Source organism: Aquimarina ulvae (assembly GCF_053613295.3).
In genome coordinates this window covers 159,822-181,686 of the sequence record NZ_JBSIBP030000001.1, presented here as the reverse complement: position 1 = coordinate 181,686, position 21,865 = coordinate 159,822, and the positions used below count along the sequence as shown (strand labels likewise).

General features: G+C 33.6%; 21 protein-coding genes. 14 read left to right on the top strand and 7 right to left on the bottom strand.

The genetic code is table 11. The annotated features are described in order from the left end of the window. The 4 genes from ACWGOQ_RS00880 to ACWGOQ_RS00865 all read left to right on the top strand — a co-directional run bounded on the left by ACWGOQ_RS00880 (position 1) and on the right by ACWGOQ_RS00865 (position 3,713). The gene (locus ACWGOQ_RS00880) at positions 1-903 is read left to right on the top strand and encodes a histone deacetylase family protein (RefSeq protein WP_452056661.1); all 903 of its coding nucleotides are present in this window, start codon (positions 1-3) and stop codon (positions 901-903) included. Between the two features lie 270 nt (positions 904-1,173). After that, complete coding sequence (locus tag ACWGOQ_RS00875; protein WP_452056660.1) at positions 1,174-2,664, top strand: cellulase family glycosylhydrolase; 1,491 nt, start codon at positions 1,174-1,176, stop codon at positions 2,662-2,664. 145 nt (positions 2,665-2,809) lie between these two features. Continuing rightward, entirely contained in the window at positions 2,810-3,160 is a 351-nt protein-coding gene (locus ACWGOQ_RS00870; RefSeq protein WP_452056659.1) for a hypothetical protein, read from the top strand. Positions 3,161-3,416: 256 nt separating this feature from the next. Next, entirely contained in the window at positions 3,417-3,713 is a 297-nt protein-coding gene (locus ACWGOQ_RS00865) for a hypothetical protein (protein ID WP_452056658.1), read from the top strand. Between the two features lie 167 nt (positions 3,714-3,880). Here the strand turns inward: ACWGOQ_RS00865 and ACWGOQ_RS00860 are convergent, their stop codons facing one another. Then, complete coding sequence (locus ACWGOQ_RS00860) at positions 3,881-4,351, bottom strand: CBS domain-containing protein (protein ID WP_452056657.1); 471 nt, start codon at positions 4,349-4,351, stop codon at positions 3,881-3,883. A 315-nt stretch (positions 4,352-4,666) separates the two neighbouring features. Between ACWGOQ_RS00860 and ACWGOQ_RS00855 the strand changes: the two genes are divergently transcribed. Further along, the gene (locus ACWGOQ_RS00855; protein WP_452056656.1) at positions 4,667-7,066 is read left to right on the top strand and encodes a M28 family peptidase; all 2,400 of its coding nucleotides are present in this window, start codon (positions 4,667-4,669) and stop codon (positions 7,064-7,066) included. Further along, positions 7,050-7,862 carry an NAD(P)H-binding protein gene (locus ACWGOQ_RS00850; RefSeq protein ID WP_452056655.1) on the top strand — a complete coding sequence of 271 codons (813 nt, stop codon included), beginning with the start codon at positions 7,050-7,052 and terminating at the stop codon, positions 7,860-7,862. The genes ACWGOQ_RS00855 and ACWGOQ_RS00850 overlap by 17 nt, the downstream gene beginning before the upstream one ends. A 64-nt stretch (positions 7,863-7,926) precedes the next feature. Here the strand turns inward: ACWGOQ_RS00850 and ACWGOQ_RS00845 are convergent, their stop codons facing one another. Together ACWGOQ_RS00845 and ACWGOQ_RS00840 are read right to left on the bottom strand one after the other, a co-directional pair. Continuing rightward, a complete protein-coding gene (locus ACWGOQ_RS00845) occupies positions 7,927-8,757 on the bottom strand; it encodes a DUF2306 domain-containing protein (RefSeq protein ID WP_452056654.1) in 831 nt (276 codons plus the stop codon). Between the two features lie 25 nt (positions 8,758-8,782). Continuing rightward, a complete protein-coding gene (locus ACWGOQ_RS00840) occupies positions 8,783-9,220 on the bottom strand; it encodes a hypothetical protein (RefSeq protein ID WP_452056653.1) in 438 nt (145 codons plus the stop codon). Between the two features lie 248 nt (positions 9,221-9,468). Here ACWGOQ_RS00840 and ACWGOQ_RS00835 point away from each other — a divergent pair, with 248 nt between their 5' ends. Together ACWGOQ_RS00835 and ACWGOQ_RS00830 are read left to right on the top strand one after the other, a co-directional pair. Beyond that, a complete protein-coding gene (locus ACWGOQ_RS00835; RefSeq protein WP_452056652.1) occupies positions 9,469-10,620 on the top strand; it encodes a sensor histidine kinase in 1,152 nt (383 codons plus the stop codon). Positions 10,621-10,632: 12 nt separating this feature from the next. Next, positions 10,633-11,352 (top strand): LytR/AlgR family response regulator transcription factor, encoded by a 720-nt coding sequence (locus ACWGOQ_RS00830; RefSeq protein WP_452056651.1) that lies wholly within the window; start codon positions 10,633-10,635, stop codon positions 11,350-11,352. Between the two features lie 51 nt (positions 11,353-11,403). Here the strand turns inward: ACWGOQ_RS00830 and ACWGOQ_RS00825 are convergent, their stop codons facing one another. From ACWGOQ_RS00825 to ACWGOQ_RS00815, 3 genes are read right to left on the bottom strand one after another with little or no spacing between them, the layout of a single operon-like run. Beyond that, the gene (locus ACWGOQ_RS00825) at positions 11,404-12,150 is read right to left on the bottom strand and encodes a succinate dehydrogenase/fumarate reductase iron-sulfur subunit (RefSeq protein WP_452056650.1); all 747 of its coding nucleotides are present in this window, start codon (positions 12,148-12,150) and stop codon (positions 11,404-11,406) included. A 7-nt stretch (positions 12,151-12,157) separates the two neighbouring features. Beyond that, positions 12,158-14,161: a fumarate reductase/succinate dehydrogenase flavoprotein subunit gene (locus ACWGOQ_RS00820; RefSeq protein ID WP_452056649.1), complete on the bottom strand. Its 2,004-nt coding sequence runs from the start codon at positions 14,159-14,161 to the stop codon at positions 12,158-12,160. A gap of 14 nt (positions 14,162-14,175) precedes the next feature. Further along, complete coding sequence (locus ACWGOQ_RS00815) at positions 14,176-14,835, bottom strand: succinate dehydrogenase cytochrome b subunit (RefSeq protein ID WP_452056648.1); 660 nt, start codon at positions 14,833-14,835, stop codon at positions 14,176-14,178. A gap of 397 nt (positions 14,836-15,232) precedes the next feature. Between ACWGOQ_RS00815 and ACWGOQ_RS00810 the strand changes: the two genes are divergently transcribed. The 4 genes from ACWGOQ_RS00810 (at position 15,233) to ACWGOQ_RS00795 (ending at position 18,833) form a co-directional block, all read left to right on the top strand. Then, on the top strand, positions 15,233-16,918 hold the full coding sequence (locus tag ACWGOQ_RS00810; RefSeq protein WP_452056647.1) for a helix-turn-helix domain-containing protein: 1,686 nt from the start codon (positions 15,233-15,235) through the stop codon (positions 16,916-16,918). A 133-nt stretch (positions 16,919-17,051) separates the two neighbouring features. After that, entirely contained in the window at positions 17,052-17,210 is a 159-nt protein-coding gene (locus ACWGOQ_RS00805) for a TIGR04149 family rSAM-modified RiPP (RefSeq protein WP_452056646.1), read from the top strand. Between the two features lie 209 nt (positions 17,211-17,419). After that, positions 17,420-17,617: a hypothetical protein gene (locus ACWGOQ_RS00800; protein ID WP_452056645.1), complete on the top strand. Its 198-nt coding sequence runs from the start codon at positions 17,420-17,422 to the stop codon at positions 17,615-17,617. Between the two features lie 70 nt (positions 17,618-17,687). Beyond that, positions 17,688-18,833, top strand: a complete 1,146-nt coding sequence (locus ACWGOQ_RS00795; RefSeq protein WP_452056644.1) for a methionine aminotransferase — start codon at positions 17,688-17,690, stop codon at positions 18,831-18,833. Between the two features lies 1 nt (position 18,834). On the opposite strand, the gene dinB is transcribed toward ACWGOQ_RS00795, so the two are convergent. Then, positions 18,835-19,932, bottom strand: coding sequence for a DNA polymerase IV (gene dinB, locus ACWGOQ_RS00790; RefSeq protein ID WP_452056643.1), 1,098 nt, complete (start codon positions 19,930-19,932; stop codon positions 18,835-18,837). 202 nt (positions 19,933-20,134) lie between these two features. Between dinB and ACWGOQ_RS00785 the strand changes: the two genes are divergently transcribed. Both ACWGOQ_RS00785 and ACWGOQ_RS00780 read left to right on the top strand, forming a co-directional pair. Further along, the gene (locus ACWGOQ_RS00785) at positions 20,135-20,647 is read left to right on the top strand and encodes a hypothetical protein (protein WP_452056642.1); all 513 of its coding nucleotides are present in this window, start codon (positions 20,135-20,137) and stop codon (positions 20,645-20,647) included. A gap of 143 nt (positions 20,648-20,790) precedes the next feature. After that, positions 20,791-21,456 (top strand): Rossmann-fold NAD(P)-binding domain-containing protein, encoded by a 666-nt coding sequence (locus ACWGOQ_RS00780; RefSeq protein WP_452056641.1) that lies wholly within the window; start codon positions 20,791-20,793, stop codon positions 21,454-21,456. Positions 21,457-21,865 lie beyond the last annotated feature (409 nt).

Here is a 21,865-nt window from a genome sequence, read left to right as displayed (position 1 = left end):
ATGCTCAAAATAGCATATCATCCAATTTATAACCATCCGCTACCGGAAGGGCATCGATTTCCGATGATCAAATACGAATTACTACCCAAACAATTATTGTACGAAGGAACCTGCAGTCAGGAACACTTTTTCGAACCACAAATACCGAATTCGAGTACCATTTTAGCCGTTCATACAGAAGCATACTACAAAGAGCTAACCGAACTTACCTTAGACCGAAAAGCCGTGCGTAAAATTGGATTCCCCTTATCTCAAGAATTAGTAGATAGAGAGGTGATTATTGCAGACGGAACTATTAAAGCTTCAGAATACGCCTTAAAGCACGGAATTGCTATGAATATCGCGGGTGGAACACACCACGCATATACTAATCATGGTGAGGCATTTTGTTTATTAAATGATCAAGCTATTGGAGCCAGATATTTGCTTCGTAACAGTTTGGCCAAAAAAATACTGATTGTAGATTTAGATGTACATCAAGGTAATGGAACTGCCGAAATATTTGAAAAAGATATTGATGTTTATACATGCTCCATGCACGGAGCGAGTAATTATCCGTTTAAGAAAGAGCAATCTGATCTAGACATTCCTCTTGACAGTGGAACTGAAGATGCAGCATACTTAAAAATACTAAAAGAAACACTTCCCAAGCTGATTGAAACGCAACAACCTGATTTTATCTACTATCTCTGTGGGGTGGATATTTTGGCTTCAGACAAATTAGGCACATTAGGGTGCACCGTTGAGGGATGTAAAGAAAGGGACCGTTATGTATTACAAACCTGCAAAGATCTTTCCATCCCGGTTATGTGTTCTATGGGAGGTGGATATTCTCCTGATATTAAGATTATCATTGATGCTCATGCAAATACCTTTAGATTAGCACAAGAAATCTATTTCTAATCGGATTGAAACTTACAAATTTCAAAAAATATAAGTTTTATAATACACCCTATTGTCATAGTAAGCTTACAAATGAAAAAAATTGCTCCTTTCTAGTTACTGAATTCGCAAATGAAACAACAACTTACTATGTAAAATATTAAAAATCAATCCTATTAAAAGGATTTTAATAAAAATTCAATTTAGATAAAATAGCACTACTACTAAAATACTAAACGTTTTTATGCAATCGTTATAAATGTTTTAGTAACCATAACACAAATCTCTAAAATGAAAACTTTTTACATTACCCTATTGAGTGTATCACTCCTGTTCCTCAATATGCACTCTCAAACTGATGATTGTCGAGGAAATTGGCTATCCACTAGTGGCAATAAATTATTAGATGCTGACGGAAATGAAGTATTACTTGCTGGAGTTAACTGGTTTGGGTTCGAAACACAAAACAATCTTATTCATGGACTGTGGTCTAGAGATATGTACTCGGTATTGCACCAAAGTAAAGAGTTGGGATTCAACTGCTTTCGTATTCCCTGGCACAATCTTATGCTTCGAGATGGTGTGGCAATTTATGAACCAAATGAATGGGTACAGGATATTCTAACTGACAATAGTGGTTCTGGTCCATACTCTAATTTATATTTGCAAGGTGTTACAAAACCCATCGAAGCATTGGATAAAATCGTAGAATGGTGCCAGGAAAACGATATGAAGATAATTCTGGATTGTCATTCTCGAAACCCAGACGGATATCTTGCAGAAAACCTGTGGTATACTGATAGTGTTTCTGAAGAAGAATGGATCGCGGATTGGGTTTTTATAGCAGAACGTTATAAAAATTATGACGCTGTTATCGGAATGGATCTAAACAATGAGCCTCACGGAAAAATTGATGACCCCACTGGAGCCAGATGGGGAAACAATGATCCTGCAACTGACTGGAAACTTGCTGCGGAGAAATGCGGAAATGCAATTCTTGAAGTCAATCCTAATGTATTAATTATTGTCGAAGGAATTGAGGCTTACACCAAGCCTGACGGTACCAATACAACCTACTGGTGGGGAGGAAATTTGCAAGGCGCAAGAGATTATCCAATTACCCTAAGCAACCCAAACAAGTTAATGTATTCACCCCACGAATACGGTCCGACAGTGTTCGAGCAAACTTGGTTTTCAGCTTCTGATTTTCCAGAAAATATGCCTGCAATCTGGGAAGAACAATTTAATTTTTTAACAACAAACGGAACTTCTCCATTGTTTGTTGGGGAACTCGGTATTCAGGGACAAGGTGGAAAAGATGAAATTTGGTTTGCTAAATTTATTGATTTTATCAAAGAACAAAAATTACACTATACATTTTGGTCACTAAACCCAAATTCTGGAGATACAGGAGGTATTTTAAACAATGATTGGAGTACCGTAGTACAATGGAAAATGGACTACTTACAGCCTATTTTATCCAATCCAATACCTAACTGTTCTGCTTCAGTTTTGAGCATAGATGATCTCTCGGATATCTCCTTTAGAATATACCCGAACCCAGCATCTAAAATTCTGAATTTTAATTTTAAACGAGGAACGATTAAGTCAATTGAGATTTATGATGTAAACGGAAGAAGGATCGATTTAATTCGTGATCAGATCATATCTTCTGATAGCTTTATCTACGACATTTCTAAACTAGCTGCCGGAATGTATCTTTCTAAAATTACAACTACAAACTCAACAAGAACATTTACAAAGAAAATAATTCTTCAATAGGTAAGTTACCTATCGTTATAAAAATGCAGCTTACTTAAAAGTAAGCTGCATTTTTATAACGATTCAAAACAAAAAAAATATCAGAAAAATCCAATTACAAATGATTACATCTGATTATTGTATATTGCTATTTAAATAAAATAATATGCAAAAGGACTGTCCAGAATGTGGTGAAAAAATTATCGGTAGAGCTGATAAAAAGTTCTGTAGTGATTATTGTAGAAATGCTTTCAATAACAAAATCAACAAGGACAGTAAAAATTTAGTTCGAAATGTGAATAATCGTCTCAGAAAAAACTACAGGATACTTGAAGAACTTAATCCCAATGAAAAAACAAAAACTACCAAATCAAAATTAATATCCAAAGGTTTTGATTTTCAACATTTCACAAGCATTTATACCACCAAGGTTGGCACGATCTATTATTTTGTTTATGATCAGGGGTATCTGCCTTTAGAAAACGAATATTATGCATTGGTAAAAAGAAATAGTTGATATGTATGATTTTGTAATTCCTTTTCAAATACATTCGAATGGTTATTTTTTGATAGTAATTTTTATCATGGTCATTGTTTTATTAATTTTTATAGGATATTTTTTTAGCCATAAAAACAGAATACTTAGATAATTAAAACAAGTTAACACAAAAAGAATTCAGCTTGTTAAGGACAAAGAGTACGTTAAAGTAATCGGAAAAGCACATTCCATTATTGAAGAACCTCTCGTCTCTCCAATTGGGAAAAGAAAATGTTTGTATTATCAGGTTAAGGTTGAAGAAAAACGTGGTGGCAAGAATCAATCTTGGCATACTATTATAAAAGAAGATAAAGGAACGGACTTCGTTGTTGAAACTTCTGGGGGAAAAGCTGTGGTACTAGCCAGTTTATCTCCTAAAACTAAAATGGTTTATTTAGTTAGGGATGTAAAGCAGTTATCAGGAACGTGGAATGATCCTCCTGAACATTTGGAAAAATTTCTAAATTCCTACGGTAAAGACAGTAGTGGGTTATTTGGTTTTACAAAAGCATACGCTATCAAGAGGGAGTAATTGACATAGGAGAAAAAATCACCGTAGCAGGTATAGCAAATTGGAAAAGATCTGCTCATAATTTTGACCGATACTCTTCTAAAAGCTTGTATCTATCCGGTTCTATTAAAAACAAACTCATTATAACCGATGATCCCAAAGCACAACTATCGAAAAATACTTAAAATTTATTTATCTCTCCAATTTTGGCTATTCATTTTTAACGCAGCTTTCATAACATCTTTCTGACTAATCTGCCCAACTAATTTTCCTTCTTCCAGAATTGGAAATCGTCTTCTTTTGGTTTCTAAAAACTTATTGGCAGCATCAAAAATACTAACATTACCATCTATTGTATCTACATTTTTAACCATAAACCTTTCTACATTAGCGTCATCAATCGGCATATTATAGTAACGACTTTCATTTAATTGTTTAATACAATCTCCTTCAGAAATAATTCCTAATAACTCATTCTTCTCGTTAACTACCGGACCACCAGAAATTTTATGTTTCACCAGCTTTTCCATCACCTCCAAAACGGACTGTTTAGGGGAGAAAGTAATCAAGTTTCTCGTCATGTAATCTGATACTTTAATCGGTGTATTGTCCTGCTTTTTAATCTTTGTTCTCGCGCCCTGAAAACTTATAATTCCCATAATAATAGTGATTTAGTGAATATTAAATATAGTCATTTTAGATTACTTATTCAACAGAATTTTAACATTAGTGATGATAAAATCATATTTCATTATCTTTATCAAAACCAATAAAGCGGTTAAAATTTAGTTATTATTTAAAATAGCTTATACTTATGACACGTACCTTACTAGATTTTAAATAAATGAAGTGGATTGAAATCAATTTAATAAAAGTAACGTTATAGACATTTCTTTTATAAGTTTGTCTTTTTGCTACAAAATCTTACTACGCTACGAATCTTCATACAAGCTAACACAAACTGATTATCACTGATGAAAAAAATTCTTTCATTACTCACACTTTTATTTATTCTGCTCTCGGTTTGGTATACGTTTTATAGTAGTATGCCACAACAAATTACGGACCTTGATGCTTCTGAAAAGGAATTTTCGACCCTAAGAGCGTTGGAACACGTTAAAAAAATTTCTGAGAAACCTCATTACCTAGGTAGCTCTGCTCATGATGAAGCAAAAAACTATATTATACAAGAACTTAAAGAAATTGGTTTGTCACCAAAGGTGCAAGAAGGTTTTTCTATTGGGGATGGTGGTAGTATGAGCAAACCAGAAAATATTATTGCCAAAATTAAGGGCTCCGAGAGTGGGAAAGCATTGCTTCTACTCTCTCATTATGACAGTAGTCAACATTCTTCTTATGGAGCAAGTGATGCTGCCAGTGGTGTTGCTACAATTTTAGAAGGTATCCGAGCGTACTTGACTCAAAATATTACTCCCAAAAATGATATTATAGTTTGCATTACGGATGGAGAAGAATTGGGTTTAAACGGAGCAAATCTATTTGTATCTGAGCATCCTTGGGCTAAGGATATAGGTCTTATTCTAAACTTTGAAGCCAGAGGTAGCGGAGGTAATTCTTACATGCTTTTAGAAACTAATGGTAAAAACGGAAAAATGATTGAGGAATTTAAAAAAGCTGATCCAGAATTTCCAGTTACGAACTCATTAGCATATAGTATTTACAAACTACTCCCCAATGACACTGATTTAACAGTTTTTAGAAAGTACGGTGATATTGACGGTTATAATTTTGCCTTTATTGATGACCATTTTGATTACCATACCGCTAATGATACCTGGCAAAACCTTGATCTAAACACGTTACAACATCAAGGGAGTTATTTGATGCCACTATTATCACATTTTGCCGATGTGGATTTGACTGATCTAAAATCTAAGGAAGACTTTTTATATTTCAATACACCGATATTTAAAATGATAACATATCCTTACAGCTGGATTTATCCATTATTAGGGTTTGCTATTTTTCTTTTTGTAGTTTTGATAATTCACGGAAAAGCTAAATCCCGTATTTATCCTGCCGAAATCGGAAGCGGTTTTTTAGCATTTATTATTGCTACAGGTTTAGCCGGAGTGCTGGGATTTGGACTCTGGAAATTGGTGTTGATCCTATACCCAGCATATAATGATATACTACACGGTTTTCCTTATAATGGATATTATTATATCGCTGCGGCTGTATTACTAGGAATCGCAGCTTTTTTTAAGGTCTATAGTATTTTTGACAATGTTGAGCAATTACCAAGTATACTGATAGCGCCTCTGTTTTTCTGGATTGTAATATGTGGAGCTGCAGCTTTTTATTTAGAAGGTGCTAGTTATTTTATTATTCCGGTTATACTTTGTCTTTTATGTCAGTTTGTTTTAATTAATCAAAAGAGACCATTTCCAGTATTAATGCTTATTTTGTGTCTACCCTCGATTTTTATGATCGTACCGTTTATAGCTTCATTTCCTGTTGCTTTAGGGTTAAAAATAGCCTTTGCTTCATCGGTGCTTACTGTGTTACTATGCACATTATTATTACCAGTGATCGGGTTTTACGCTAAAAAAAGCATGCTTGGAACGCTTGCCTTTGTTTTAGCGCTCGTTTGTTTAGGTACATCCCATTTCAAATCTGATTTTACAATAGAAAGGCAAAAACCCAATAGTTTAGTATACATCCTACACGAAGATGAAAATAAAGCATATTGGGCATCTTATGATCATACATTGGATTCCTGGACCAAAAATTACATAGATCGGCTTGAAAATCTAGCAAAGGACTGGAACCAAAATACTGTTGAAAGTAAGTATAGTACTTCTTTCAATTATGTCAATAATGCTCCGTTGAAAGAACTAAAATCTTCAAAAATAGAAATCTCTTTCGATAGCATCCAGAAAGATACTAGAATACTGGATATATGTATACGTCCCCAGCGCGATATTAATAGAATTGATTTATTTATGGACAAATCCTTTACTTTTAGAAGTATGCTGGCAAATGGAGTGGCACCAAAAGACATCATTCGTAGAGACGGATCCGTGTACAACGCATTTACCAAACGCTGGAATAACCGGTTACTAACATATCACATAAAAGATAAGGAACCTTTAGAATTAAGGATGCAATTTCATAAGGATTCTGTTCCCGAAATTGTTTTATATGAATCCTCTTACGATTTATTAGAAAACGATCAATTTTCTATCCCAGAAAGAAATGAAACGATGATTCCAAAACCCTTTGTACTTAATGATGCTGTTACAATTAAGAAAACATTGCGATTAGAATATGTGGAAAAAACTGTGGATTCTGCATCTTTGCACACAAATCAATTTCAGAATCGAATAGAAGGTAATGCACAAACAAATTAGTATTCTTGGTACCGGATGGTTGGGGTTACCATTGGCAAACGTTTTACTTGAAGAAAAACACAAAATAAAAGGCTCTACTACCTCCGAAGACAAACTAGCATATCTTAAAAACAACGGTATTGAACCATACCTTCTAGAACTTAAAGAAGAAGGGCCTAGTGATCAAATTGATTTTTTTTTAAGTAGTAGTGAAATCCTTATTATTAATATCCCACCAGGTTTAAGAAGAAATCCGGAAAGTAATTTTGTAAGCAAAATCCAAAATCTAATTCCATCAATCGAGCAATCTACCGTCAAAAAAGTGCTTTATATTAGTTCTACATCCGTTTTTGAAGATCAGCAGAGCTTTCCTTTAATTACTTCAGAAAGCATCCCAAACGCCTCTTCGAATTCGGGTAAACAATTAATTGAGACGGAGCAAATTTTACAAAACCACCAAAAATTTAACACTACAATTCTTCGCTTTGCAGGTTTATTTGATGCCAGAAGGCATCCCGCAACTATGATTTCGAAAAGAAAAAACATTAAAAACCCACTAGCTCCAGTAAATTTAATCCACAGAGAAGATTGTATTGGTATTATCAATAGAATCATCAAAAAAAATCTCTGGAATGAAGTTTTTAACGCCTCTTATCCTGATCATCCCAAGAAGGCAGAATATTACAGTACAATCTGTAAGAAAATGGGGTTATCCATCCCCGATTATGATTTCGAAAGTTCCTCTAAGGGTAAAACTATTGATAGTAATAGATTAATTAAAGAGTTACAATATAGATTTATTACAGGGCTATATTAATTATAAATTTCCATTTAGATCTAGTTTTTTGATCAACGATCATTTTTATTATATCCGTATACGTCTACAATCTTGGTAACCACATCCCTGTAGTGGCCGCAAAAACTCCGATCCCGGTCAAAATAGTGAGTCCAAAAATACTGATGGCCATTATAGATTTAACATATTTGTTTCCATTATCCTGAATTCTTAAATAAGCCTCTAGAATTAATAATGGTACTACATATTGCCCTATTCCTAAAAAAGTAATGAAAGGTCCTCTAAAAGTTTCTGGATCAAAACCGACAGCTTCTCCGTGAATAAGCAACCACAACATCATTCCAATTCTAAAAAACCAAACACCATTCACTACCAAAAATAAACGAAGCGCCCAGCGTTGATGTGCATTCATATCTTTTCGAACTGCTGTTTGCCAAGCCAGTAAAGCAAAAAGCATGATAAGAACTCCATTAAAACTTATACTTATATCACCGATAAATCCAGTAACACTTCCTTTACTAAATATCAGATACATACCGCTTAGGCTGGCTATAAAAGCAGTGATAATATATATTTTTCCATTTAACCGATGAAAAGAACGCGCTTTGGCTCTAAGTTTAGGAACAAATTGAAGTGGCCCACCTACCATAATAATTACAGCAAATAATAAATGTATTCCCATGACCATATTGTTCATCGTTTCTCCTTTAGTGTATCCATGAGGTAATACAAGATTCCATCTTACAAAATCACCATCAATGGCAGCACCTCCGTAAAAGGTCGCTACATAATAGGCAAAAATCCATTGACCTAACACTGCTACTATAAACCATGATTGAGCTGCAATATCTAATAATCGTTGCGACCATAAAGCTGTATTCTTAGTAGGGTGCATTGCGCTTTCCTGTATATTCATATCGTTAATAAAATTATTACTTGTGTTATTTAAATCTAAAAAACTCCTTGATAAAAGTTCTAAAAACGTACATCCATGGTATTATTAATAAATTCAAGAATATCCCTGCTATACAAACCCAGAAAAATTCTTCTAAAGAATCATTTAAAAGATTATTATTTCTAGCAGGAATATAAGTACCTATCAACCATGCGGTTTTATATAAAAGCTGTAATAATAAAATCGGTAACATTTTTATAGGGAATCTGATGGCTAATAGATTCAATATTGAAAATCCAGCCCAAAAGCTAATTGCTACCCCACTTAACGTATCCAATTGTTGTTGTGGAAAAAATATCCTTGACCAATTATCAAGAGCTAGACTGATAAAATTTAAAAAATATAAGCCTCTCATAAAATACAATCGAAACTTTGGTAGTATTACCCTTTCAGGGTCATTAGTACTTATAATTGTAGTGTTCATTTCTTAATGCTTTTCCAAGGTTGTTCATTTTTACACAAAAGAATCATAGGAAATATTGACAGCAAAAAGTCTTTGACAAGAGGAAACATATTTTTGATAACACACAAGAATGGAGCATTCACCTTTGTGTACTGTTAAAAAAACACTCGATACTACCAGTTGTACCTTTAAAAGGGTATTTAATCAAAAAATCAGGGGATTTGATAAAATAGAAATTTAAATCTCATAGTTTTTTATATCTTTTACGCATGTTATTTTCGCATCCTATAGAGCAATATTGGTTTTTTAGATATAAAGTATATCACTTATTATTTTGGGCTTTATATTTTTTTGCCTGGGGTGTGGTAGAACTTAGTTTGCCAATAGCCTTTGAAGCTATGTTCTTTTCACCACGTTTTTTGATCTTTTTATTTTATGTTTTTATACACACCTTTGCGGTTTATTTTAATTTGTATGTGCTATTGCCTAAGTACCTGTATAAAGGAAAGCTAACACAATACATTCTATTTCTGGCAATGTGGATTATAATTACTAGTGTTATTATGTTAGGTTGTTATTTCCTTAGTGCACATCTCATTGGCGAACCTTTAGATTATTTTTGTGTTTTTGATGCAGAAAAGAACGAAACATATTTTCATATTCTTTCTTCAGAAATATTACCCGCGACGTCTGGTACCATATTACTTGGATTGTGCATTAAACTTTCCAAAAACTCTTTACTTGCCCAAAAGAGACAGCAAATACTTGAAAATGAAAAATTAACAACAGAATTAAATTTCCTAAAACATCAGTTTAATCCTCATTTTCTGTTCAATACAATCAATTCTATTTTCTTTTTAATTCATAAAGCTCCAGAACAAGCCTCAAATGCTTTGGCAAAGTTTTCAGATTTACTTCGTTATCAGTTGTATGAATGTAATGAGCAACAAATCCCATTAGATCAGGAAATTACTTATTTAGAAAATTTTATTGCCCTAGAAAAGCTAAGAAGAAATCAAGATTTAAAAGTGGATCTTCATATACATATTACCAATAAAGTACCGTTAGGCATCGCGCCTTTTGTCCTGGTAACTTTTGTCGAAAATGCTTTCAAGCACGTATCTACAAATAAAGATATGTCTAATTGGATAGAAATTAAAATACAACTTGATAAAGATCAATTCTTACATTTTGAAGTCGCTAACAGCCAGGCAACAGATGATGTATGCTTAAAGCAGGATTCGTCTTATGGCGGCATTGGGTTACAAAACGTACAGCGCAGACTCGATCTTGTGTATCCTGGAAATTACAACTTGAGCATTAAAGATAGGCATACTCTGTTTAAAATAGATCTTCGTCTACAACTTTCAGAACTTACAATCGTCGAAGAGTTACTTCATCATAAAAAGATAGTTTCATAAAATGAAAAGCATATGATAAAAACAGTGATTGTTGATGATGAACCTCTGGCAAGAGAAGGCTTGTCTAATTATGTCAATGAAGTTGACTTTTTGAAACTTATTGGTATTTGCGAAAATCCGTTAGAATTAATTCTGGTTCTGGATAATGAAACTGTGGATTTAATTTTTCTTGATATCCAGATGTCTAAGATGAACGGAATAGATTTTCTGAAAATCTCAAAAAATCTTCCTATGGTAATTATTACCACTGCCTATCCTAGCTACGCAATAGAAGGGTTTAGATTAAATGTATTAGATTATCTTTTAAAACCAATTACATTTGATCGATTTATACAAGGAGTACATAAAGCCAAGGAACACTATCAACTAATCTCAAATAAAAATGGATTAGAAATCCAAAAGAGCGAAAAGTATTTCTTCGTGAAATGCGATCAGACATACGCCAAAATATATTTTGAAGATATCCTATATATGCAAGGTTTACAAAACTATGTGGCTATACATACGGTAAAAGGCAAGTATATTACATTACTCAACTTAAAAAATATTGAAGAAAGCCTTGATCCGATGAGATTTATTAGAGTACATAAATCATATATAATTGCCATTTCAAAAATAGATGCAGTCATTAGCCATGAAATCAGAATTGAGTCCGTTAACATCCCTCTAAGTCGAAACTATCGTGAAAATGTTATGAAAAAAGTAGTTGGCGGCAAACTATGGAAGAAATAAAAAAACCGGAGCATCTAAATACTCCGGTTTCTATATAATTTATAAAAAAGATTACCCTTTCAAGCTTGCTTTTAGGTATTCACGGTTCATACGTGCAATGTTCTCTAAAGAAATTCCTTTAGGACATTCGATCTCACAAGCTCCGGTATTCGTACAATTACCAAATCCTTCTTCATCCATTTGATTTACCATAGCCACTACTCGTTCAGTAGCTTCTACTTGCCCTTGAGGTAATAATGAAAATTGTGATACTTTTGCCGAAGTAAATAACATCGCTGATGCATTTTTACAAGCAGCAACACAAGCTCCACAACCTATACAGGTTGCAGCATCCATTGCTTCATCTGCATCTTCTTTACGAATAGGAATTGCGTTCGCATCAATGGTATTACCAGAAGTATTTACAGAAATAAATCCTCCTGCCTGCTGAATACGGTCAAAAGAACTACGATCAATCATCAAATCCTTTATAACAGGAAATGCTTTTGCTCTAAATGGTTCGATATAAATAGTATCGCCATCATTAAACTTTCGCATATGTAATTGACAGGTAGTAACCAGACGATCCGGTCCGTGAGGTTCTCCGTTAATCTGTAACGAACAAGACCCACAGATTCCTTCTCTACAGTCGTGATCAAATACTACCGGTTCTTCTCCTTTGGTTATCAATTCTTCATTTAACACATCTAGCATTTCTAAAAAAGACATGTCTCCTTCAATTCCAGATATTGGATATTCTACAATCTTTCCTTTGGATTGAGCATCTTTTTGACGCCATATTTTTAATGTAAGATTCATAGCTTTTTTATTTATAAGAACGTGTTTTTAATTCAATGTTTTCATATACCAAATCTTCTTTATGAAGTACAGCATCTTTTGGTTCACCTTTGTATTCCCAAGATGATACAAACTTAAAGTTTTTATCATCTCTAAGTGCTTCCCCTTCTTCAGTTTGATATTCTTCTCTAAAGTGACCACCACAAGACTCATTTCTCGTTAGGGCGTCTTTGGCGAACAACTCTCCTAATTCTAAGAAATCAGCAACTCTACCTGCTTTTTCTAATTCAGGATTCATACTATCTGGGGTTCCAAGAACTTTTACATTCTTCCAGAAGTCTTCTCTCAAAGCTGCAATTTCTTCAATAGCTTCTTTAAGTTCTTTTGCGTTACGAGACATACCACACTTGTTCCACATGATCTTACCTAGTTTTTTATGGTAGTAATCAACGGAATTAGTTCCCGAAGCTGTCATTAATTTCTCGATTCGATCTTTAACCTCTTTCTCCGCCTGATCAAACTCTGGTGTATCCGTTGGAATTTCACCTGTACGTATATCTTTCGATAAATAATCTCCGATAGTATACGGCAACACAAAATATCCGTCAGCCAAACCTTGCATTAAAGCTGATGCTCCTAATCTATTCGCTCCGTGATCCGAGAAATTAGCTTCTCCCGCAGCATAACATCCGGGAACAGTTGTTTGTAGATTATAATCAACCCAAAGTCCACCCATCGTATAATGTACCGCTGGGTATATCATCATTGGTGTTTTATATGGATTCTCATCAACAATCTTCTCATACATTTGGAATAAGTTACCATACTTGGCTTCTATTACTTCTTCACCTAATTTGGTCATTTGTTCCTTTGTAGGATTATGAATTCCTGATGTTAGAGCTTTTTCTTTACCATATCGTTCTATAGCCGCAGCAAAATCAAGATATACTGCTTCTCCGGTTTTATTTACCCCAAAACCAGCATCACAACGTTCTTTTGCCGCTCTGGACGCAACATCACGTGGCACAAGATTACCGAATGCCGGATATCTTCGCTCTAAATAATAATCTCTATCTTCTTCTGCTAATTGTGTAGGTTTTAGTTTTCCTGTACGAATTGCCTCAGCATCTTCTTTTTTCCTTGGTACCCAGATACGTCCATCATTTCTTAAAGATTCAGACATCAACGTTAGTTTAGACTGATCTTCTCCAGAAACAGGAATACAAGTTGGGTGAATTTGAGTAAAGCAAGGATTTGCAAAAAAAGCTCCTCTTCTATGCGCTCTCCAGGCAGCCATTACATTACTTCCCATAGCGTTGGTACTTAAGAAAAATACATTTCCGTATCCACCGGTAGCTAATACTACAGCGTGAGCCGAATGTCTTTCTATTTCCCCTGTAACAAGATCACGAGCTATAATTCCTCTTGCTTTGCCATCAATTTTCACCAAATCTAACATCTCATGACGATTAAAGGCCTGTATTTTTCCACGATTTATCTGACGGTTCATTGCTGAATATGCTCCAAGCAATAACTGCTGCCCGGTTTGTCCTTTTGCATAAAAAGTCCTGGAAACCAATACGCCTCCAAAAGAACGATTGTCCAGTAGACCACCATATTCACGAGCAAATGGAACTCCCTGTGCTACACATTGGTCTATAATATTACCAGAAACCTCAGCTAAACGATATACGTTTGCCTCACGAGATCTATAATCCCCTCCTTTTACTGTATCATAGAAAAGACGATAATCAGAATCACCGTCTCCCTGATAATTTTTAGAAGCATTAATTCCTCCTTGCGCCGCAATAGAGTGTGCCCGGCGTGGAGAATCCTGGTAACAAAATGTTTTTACATTATATCCAAGCTCAGCCAACGTAGCAGCTGCACTTCCTCCTGCCAGTCCCGTACCAACAACTATCACGTCAATATTACGCTTGTTTGCAGGATTTACAAGATCAATTGTGTTTTTATGTTTTGTCCACTTATCTGCCAGTGGACCTTCAGGTATTTTAGAATCTAAAATTGACATAATAGTGGTATTTTTTAATGATTAAAATGATGAATGATTGCGATTAGAACAAAACCTAGCGGAATCACAATTGCAAAAGCTTGTGCAAATTTAGTAGCACCCGTAGCATATTTATTATTAAAACCTACTGATTGAAATGAAGAAGCAAAACCGTGCCATAAATGTAACGCCAAGAACACAAAAGAAAGCACATACAAACCTGTACGAATCGGACTTTCGAACTTATGAACCAGTTCTTCATAGTATCTTGTAGGAAGTTCTGGATTTACTTCTACATATTTGTATACAATTTCAGGAACCCAGAAATCATAGAAATGTAATCCTAAAAACGCTAACACTACTAACCCTGAATAAATCATGTTTCTAGATACCCAAGAAGCATTCGCTCCTCCATTGTACTTAGCATATTTAACAGCGCGCGCTTTGTTATTCTGAAGCTCTAAAACGAATCCCATCACAAAATGAAAAATAACGGCAAAGATCAGAACTGGCTGCAGTGCAAACTGTACAATAGGATTAGTACCCATAAAATGAGAAATCTCATTAAATGTATCCGGACTAAAAACCGATGTAAAATTTATACTGAAATGCTGAAGTAAGAAGAATACTAAGAAAAGTCCTGAAAGTGCCATTGCAACTTTTCTAGCTATTGAAGATTTTATCAATCCACCCATTTTATAAAATGTTTAAAATTTCGATAACAAAAGTAAGGCTCGCAGGTCTTTTTAACAACATTTTCAGTCGCTTTATATGGTATTTATAATGAATTTAAAATATGGCTCCCTTTTGTTTAAGCTTTGCTTCGAAATCGTTTGAGTACCGCTTTCAACATTGAACAAAAAATACGTGATTTTTCATAATAATGCTTTTATCTGATAAAATGTTTAATTCATATGTTTCACGGATCTTTTAGACAAATGCCGTATTCAATAATTTCTATCACAATACGCTTCAGAAATCATTTCTTGTGAAAAAAAATGTAAAAAAGACTACTATATTCAAAAAATTTAAAAAGAGGTAAAAACATTACTTTTGATCAATTATCGAATTTTTAAGAAAATGACTTTTTTTGTGAAACAATTTCTATCAATAAGCTTTTTTATAATAGCTATTTTTTTAAACAAAAGCGTGTTAGCCTATGAAATTCAATCGATTATTCCTGATAGTTTAACGACCAAATCACCAAAACAACTAATCGAATACATTAAATTATCTGAACTCAACGAAAGTAAAATCTATGAAATTGTTCTTTCTCATCTTTCTAAGGATGACCTAATTCTCGCACGGCACTATTATGCACTAGCCACATTTTTTTACACAAAAGAGCATTATGGGCGTAGCATTTATTATTTAGAAAAAGCCATTACTCGCACAAAAGAACTAAACGAACCCAAATTTTTATGTACTCTTTATTTAAAATTGGGTAATGCCTATTTAAAAGATTGGCAAAATCAAAAATCTCTTGATTGCTACAACCAAGCACTAACTATTGCTCAAGAAAAAGGAAGTATTGATCACCAACTTATCGCCAATTCTGGAATATCCATTATTCTCAAAAGAATGGGACAGCTCGATAAAGCTTTAAAAGTTTGTAAAAACTCATTAGTACTTACAGAAAATTCGGATGATAAGAACACTGCAAATCATGTGAGGCTTCTTACCATCATTAGTGAGGTTTATTTGGATCAACAGAAATATGATTCCGTTTTACATTACGCTGATATAGGTTTAGCAATATCTAAACCACTGGATTATTCTATTGGATCTATTGACCTACTTACGAAAAAGGGAATCGTTGCTTTATACAACAACAAACGAACTAAAGCCTTAAAATATTTCTATGAAGCCAACAATATGCTTGACACTAAAGGGGTTCAACAGAAAAAATCGAAATTAAATCTTAATTATTTTCTTGCAACGCACTTTTATCAGGAAAAAAAGTATAACACAGCGATTTCTTATTTAACTAACAGCGTGTCTATGCTGGAAGAAAAAGATGCGCGAAACATTAGAGTACTAGAGACATACATCCTATTAGCGAACTGTTACACCGAAATTGGTAAAACTAAGGAGTCCATATACTGGTTTCAAAAACTCATTACATTACAAAAAGAGTTTCAGGACGCTAAAAATAAAACTATAACTAAACTACATAATCAAGGTATTAATGAACTAGAAAATCAAATAGCAGTGCTGAAAAATGAAGAGATGAAAGAAAAACGATATAAAGAACATTTCTTATTTATCTTATTCTTTGTCTGTTTTTTGCTGATTTTTTTAGTTTTCAAATACATAAGAAAACAGAAAAGTAACACTTTACGGTTCAATACGTTAATGGAAAAAATAGACGCTTTAAAATCTAAAGAAAAAAACATCTTGCAACCTGTAGTGATTAACGATACTAAGGTTAAAGCTGTACTGGATGGTTTAGATAAACTCGAAAAACAGGAATATTTTTTACATACCGACTGTGATCTTAGGTCGATGTCTAAAAAAGTAAAAACAAATACTACCTATCTATCAAAAATCGTTAAAGCCAACAAAGCCAACAGTTTTAATGATTACATTAATGATTTAAGAATTGAATACGCTTTGAAAAGATTAAAAAATGATAAAAAATTTAGATCATTTTCGGTTAAATCAATTGCTCTGGAAATAGGATATAAAACTGACAACTCTTTTACAAAACATTTTAAATCGAAAACAGGCTTAAACCCATCTTATTATATCAAAAAAATAAATAATCACCATGATTAACTTAGCCAAGAAACCTTACCTTAATTTCTTTAAAATACGGTTACTAATTTATGATTTAACGGGTATTCAAAGTACCTTGAAATTATGTTGATACTAAACATAGAAAACAAGTGTTCAATCTAAATAATGTATTATGAAATCAAAACAAAAAAACACAATCACCTTAAAAAAGCTTACAATAGCTAAGATTAATCAAAATACAATGACAAAAATAAAAGGTGGGGATTGTGACGTTACTGAACCTGATACAGGAACGCACTGGAGTCATTGCAATTGTCCAAATGTATTTTAAAACACCACATACAACAACCAGGATGGTATGCCGCTATTTTACTTCCGTATTTTTCGAAAAATACGGAAGTATCATTTTTATGGGCATTTATTTCAATCTACCTTGGGTTGAAAATCAGTATATGATAGGTACTTGATTTTTAACAAGGGAAAACCGAAAACCTTTTAACAGAGTAGGTATGTAAGATCAATAATTTAAAATACAAGGTTATGCTTTCTAAAATTCTAAAGTTAAAAGATGTAGAACAACTGAACAAAAAACAGCAACAAGGTATTAATGGTGGCGGTTTACAATTTCCTATTGGATGCCGAACAAAAAGAGATTGCTTTATAGCAACTGGAGAACGTGATTGGATATGTGCGATTGCATACCCATATGCAACGCATAAAATATGCAAACCCGTTTAGAACAGTATTTTTATAATAAACCCTGATATGTTTCAGGGTTTTTTTATACCTTCTTCTTTTTGTTTAAACTATGAAGAATATCCACACAAAATTACCAAATGTGTCTACAACTATTTTTAGTGTAATGAGTAAACTGGCAGCAGATCATAAAGCCATAAACCTCTCTCAAGGTTTTCCAGATTTTGAAACGGATAAAAAACTAATTGATTTGGTTTCCATAGCTATGCAAAAAGGATATAACCAATACCCTCCTATGCCAGGTTTATTATCGCTTAGAGAAGCAATTGCAGAAAAAACCAATATGCTATATGGTAGTACTTACCATCCTGAAACAGAAGTAACTATTACCGCCGGCGCAACACAAGCAATTTTCACCATTATTTCCGCATATATTCAACCAGAAGACGAAGTAATTATTTTTAAACCTGCCTATGACTCCTATGAACCATCCATAAAACTTTTTAATGGAACGACCATTCCTGTTCAGCTTTCAGCTCCTGATTTTAAAATTAACTGGCAAGAAGTAGCTGGCAAAATCACTTCTAAAACCAAAATGATCATCATTAATACTCCACACAACCCAAGTGGCACTATATTATCTAAAGAAGATATGTTTCAATTAGAAGCTTTGATAAAAAACACCAATATCATTTTACTAAGCGACGAAGTATATGAACATATAGTATTTGATGGTAAGGAACACCAAAGCGTTGCCAGATTTCCTGGATTAACAGAAAGAACCTTTATTACGGCTTCTTTTGGTAAAACTTTTCATACAACTGGTTGGAAAATGGGTTATTGTATTGCTCCCAGAGACCTCATGTCAGAATTTAGAAAAATACATCAATTTAATGTTTTTTGTTGTAATCACCCTATGCAATATGCACTAGCAGAATATTTAAAAAACTCTGATCATTATATGTCTTTGTCAGGTTTCTATCAAGAAAAAAGGAATTTATTCTTGTCATTTATCAAAGATTCCAGATTTTCATATACTCCGGCAGCAGGAACGTATTTCCAATTATTGGATTATTCCAAAATTACTGATGAAGATGATGTGACTTTTTCCAAAAGGCTCACTAAAGAACACAAAATAGCTTCTATTCCTATTTCCGTTTTTAATATCAATCAACAGGATGATAACGTACTGAGATTTTGCTTTGCGAAAAAAGATGATACGTTGAAACAGGCTTCGGAGATTTTGTGCAATATCTAATCTAAAAATCAAATTTCAACTGTATAATCTCTACTTCTTCTTTATCTTTTTTCTTTACATCTTTCTTACCTGTATTTAAATTAGAAAGTGAAATCCCTAATAACCGAACAGAGTTCTTCATTTTAGATTGGTACAGCAGTTCTCTTGCGGTTTCTACTAATATGGCCGCATCACTCACATAATATGGCAATGTTTTACTTCGGGTTTGGAGAGTGAAATCACTGTATTTGATTTTCAATGTTACGGTTCTTCCTGCTACTTTATTTCGTTTTAAACGTTTTTGTAATTCTTCAGCAATATTCTCCAGGCGTTCTAACATATAAATTTCAGAAGAAATATTCTCACTAAAGGTTCTTTCTGCTGCCAGCGATTTTCGTTCGCGATTGGGTTTTACTTCACTTTTATGAATTCCCCTTACGATACGGTAATAATGCCCACCGGATTTACCAAAATGCTTTGTTAAAAAACCTTCTGATTTTGCTTTTAAATCTTTACCAGAATAAATCCCCATCTGATACATTTTTGCCTGTGTCACCTTCCCTACTCCATAGAATTTTTTAACATCTAAATCTTCCAAAAACCCAACCACTTCTTCTGGATTAACGGTTTTCTGACCATTTGGCTTATTGTAATCACTCGCTATCTTTGCTACAAACTTATTAATAGATATACCCGCAGAAGCAGTTAGTCCAACCTCATCAAAAATCTGCTTTCTGATCTCCTGCGCGATCAAAGAAGCGCTTGGATTTCCTTTTTTATTTTGGGTGACGTCCAGATAAGCTTCATCTAATGACAAAGGCTCCACCATATCCGTATATTCAAAAAATATTTTTCGAATTTGCTTAGAAATCTCTTGGTAACGATCAAATCTTGGACGTACAAATAGTAAATCAGGACACAGTTTTCTTGCCGTAAATCCAGGCATTGCAGAACGAACCCCAAATTTTCTGGCTTCATAACTTGCCGCACTCACAACCCCTCGTTTCCCACCACCACCAACTGCTAAAGGCTTTCCTCTAAGCGCGGGATCATCCATTTGCTCCACAGAAGCATAAAATGCATCCATATCTACGTGTATAATTTTTCTGTAGTTTTCCATTATATCGATCTCACAAAAATAAGAGATATTGCTTGTCCAAAATGATTTATATTTCTCAGGGTCTTATACTTTAAAAGGTAAATATGTGATCGCTAAGCATTTCTAAAAAATGATATTAGTATATTTGTATAGATTTTATCAGATAAAAATAATATCTTGCTTTATTGATCCCAATCAATTTTGAACTAAATATATTTAAAAAATGAAAAATTATACCCTACTGCTACTCTTTGTATTCATCTGTTGTAAATCAGAAAGCAAATCTTCTGACGATCTAGAAAATACTACTAAAATTACAACCACAGAGACGGTCAGCGATACAAGTGTTGAAACCAATGATGGAATACTTACACAGAAAACATACACAGCTACACAAAAAGATGCGAATGGTAGTTTTACTCAAAAGTTATCCGTTTCTTGGTTAACAGAAGATACCATACAATATACACTGGTGTTTGAGAATCAGTCCTGCCAAAAAAGAACTATAAGTGGAAAAGCAACCGCTTTAAAACCCAAAGAAGAACCTTTTATGATTAGTTATAAGGGAGCCTCTATTAAAGTTAAAAAATATGTCTACAGCAAACAAGGCTATGAAATTGAATTACAAATAGATGCTGTAAACAAAGACAAAGCTATTGTTGAGTTGGATTTAAACGAGAATAGTGAAAATGAAAACTGCACACCAAGCGATGTGGTAATGATAGCGCAAAATTAATAGCAACTTTTTTTGTTTTCCTTAAAAAGGAAAATGATTCTACAGTGATTATGTTGTAATAGCTATTGAACATAAAAGAAATTAACAGCAATACTTACGAGCGATCCGATGGAATTTATGGTTTGTGTTGTTAAATTTAGAATTTGGCTAAAACAGCAATCATATTAGGCGCGACAGGATTAACTGGAAGTAGTCTTCTAAGCATATTACTTGATGATGATCGATACACTAGAATTAAATTATTTTCAAGAAAAACAGTCGGAATATCGCATCCAAAAATAGAAGAACACCTGATTAATTTGCTACAATTAAAAACTGAAGCAATTGATTTTATGGGCGATGATGTGTTTTGCTGTATCGGAACAACACTTGCTAAAACCCCAAATAAAGGATTGTATCGTGCTATAGATTATGGAATTCCAGTAACGGCAGCCCAGCTTTGTCAACTAAATAACATGAAAACGCTCATAGTTATATCCGCTCTGGGAGCAGATCCTAAAAGCAGAGTGTTTTACAATCGTACCAAAGGCGAAATGGAAGAAGCTGTCTTAATGCTTAAAATTCCTAAAACACACATTTTACAACCGTCATTAATTAGTGGTAAAAGAGATGAGAAAAGAATTGGTGAATATGTTTTCAAAAAAATAATGAAACTGGTTAGTCCGCTTCTTATAGGTTCACTTAAAAAATATCAAACCATCAACCCGCAAACCATCGCTACTGCTATGGTATGGTTAGCAAATAATCATTATGACCATAAAAGGATCCTCTCTGACGAAATCAAAGAGATCGTTACTTCTTTGAAGTAACCCACATTTTTTTCGTTATCTATATATACGATTTACAAAACCGATAATCTACCTTAATTTTAAGGTCAAATAGATACACATATGGTATATGTACTTTTTGCACCTTAATTTTTATCGGCTTATTGATAGCTGAGGTTACATTTGTTTTCATAGTAATTTTTTAAAAATATTTGAAACTTTGGAAGTATGTTCATGCTTTTTTATTGGAGTTATCTATAGCAGCTAACTCCTTTACTGGCAATACACAATCAAAAAAGAAGTCTTATTCGATTACAAAAGTATAAGTCCTAGATATAATACTTCTCACCACAAAATCCAGTGCCGAACAAAAACTGCAGAACTATCTTAAAACTGTATTTTCCGTTGCCGAAGAGCTAGAGTATCATAACTTAAAAGGATTTACAGTTAA

Coding starts and splice junctions, on each gene's coding strand:
- ACWGOQ_RS00870 (WP_452056659.1), top strand. CDS start 2,810: ATGCAAAAGGACTGTCCAGAATGTGGTGAAAAAATTATCGGTAGAGCT.
- ACWGOQ_RS00830 (WP_452056651.1), top strand. CDS start 10,633: ATGATAAAAACAGTGATTGTTGATGATGAACCTCTGGCAAGAGAAGGC.
- ACWGOQ_RS00875 (WP_452056660.1), top strand. CDS start 1,174: ATGAAAACTTTTTACATTACCCTATTGAGTGTATCACTCCTGTTCCTC.
- ACWGOQ_RS00835 (WP_452056652.1), top strand. CDS start 9,469: ATGTTATTTTCGCATCCTATAGAGCAATATTGGTTTTTTAGATATAAA.
- ACWGOQ_RS00825 (WP_452056650.1), bottom strand. CDS start 12,150: ATGAATCTTACATTAAAAATATGGCGTCAAAAAGATGCTCAATCCAAA.
- ACWGOQ_RS00795 (WP_452056644.1), top strand. CDS start 17,688: ATGAAGAATATCCACACAAAATTACCAAATGTGTCTACAACTATTTTT.
- dinB (WP_452056643.1), bottom strand. CDS start 19,932: ATGGAAAACTACAGAAAAATTATACACGTAGATATGGATGCATTTTAT.
- ACWGOQ_RS00850 (WP_452056655.1), top strand. CDS start 7,050: ATGCACAAACAAATTAGTATTCTTGGTACCGGATGGTTGGGGTTACCA.
- ACWGOQ_RS00840 (WP_452056653.1), bottom strand. CDS start 9,220: ATGAACACTACAATTATAAGTACTAATGACCCTGAAAGGGTAATACTA.
- ACWGOQ_RS00855 (WP_452056656.1), top strand. CDS start 4,667: ATGAAAAAAATTCTTTCATTACTCACACTTTTATTTATTCTGCTCTCG.
- ACWGOQ_RS00800 (WP_452056645.1), top strand. CDS start 17,420: ATGCTTTCTAAAATTCTAAAGTTAAAAGATGTAGAACAACTGAACAAA.
- ACWGOQ_RS00815 (WP_452056648.1), bottom strand. CDS start 14,835: ATGGGTGGATTGATAAAATCTTCAATAGCTAGAAAAGTTGCAATGGCA.
- ACWGOQ_RS00785 (WP_452056642.1), top strand. CDS start 20,135: ATGAAAAATTATACCCTACTGCTACTCTTTGTATTCATCTGTTGTAAA.
- ACWGOQ_RS00820 (WP_452056649.1), bottom strand. CDS start 14,161: ATGTCAATTTTAGATTCTAAAATACCTGAAGGTCCACTGGCAGATAAG.
- ACWGOQ_RS00845 (WP_452056654.1), bottom strand. CDS start 8,757: ATGAATATACAGGAAAGCGCAATGCACCCTACTAAGAATACAGCTTTA.
- ACWGOQ_RS00860 (WP_452056657.1), bottom strand. CDS start 4,351: ATGGGAATTATAAGTTTTCAGGGCGCGAGAACAAAGATTAAAAAGCAG.
- ACWGOQ_RS00805 (WP_452056646.1), top strand. CDS start 17,052: ATGAAATCAAAACAAAAAAACACAATCACCTTAAAAAAGCTTACAATA.
- ACWGOQ_RS00880 (WP_452056661.1), top strand. CDS start 1: ATGCTCAAAATAGCATATCATCCAATTTATAACCATCCGCTACCGGAA.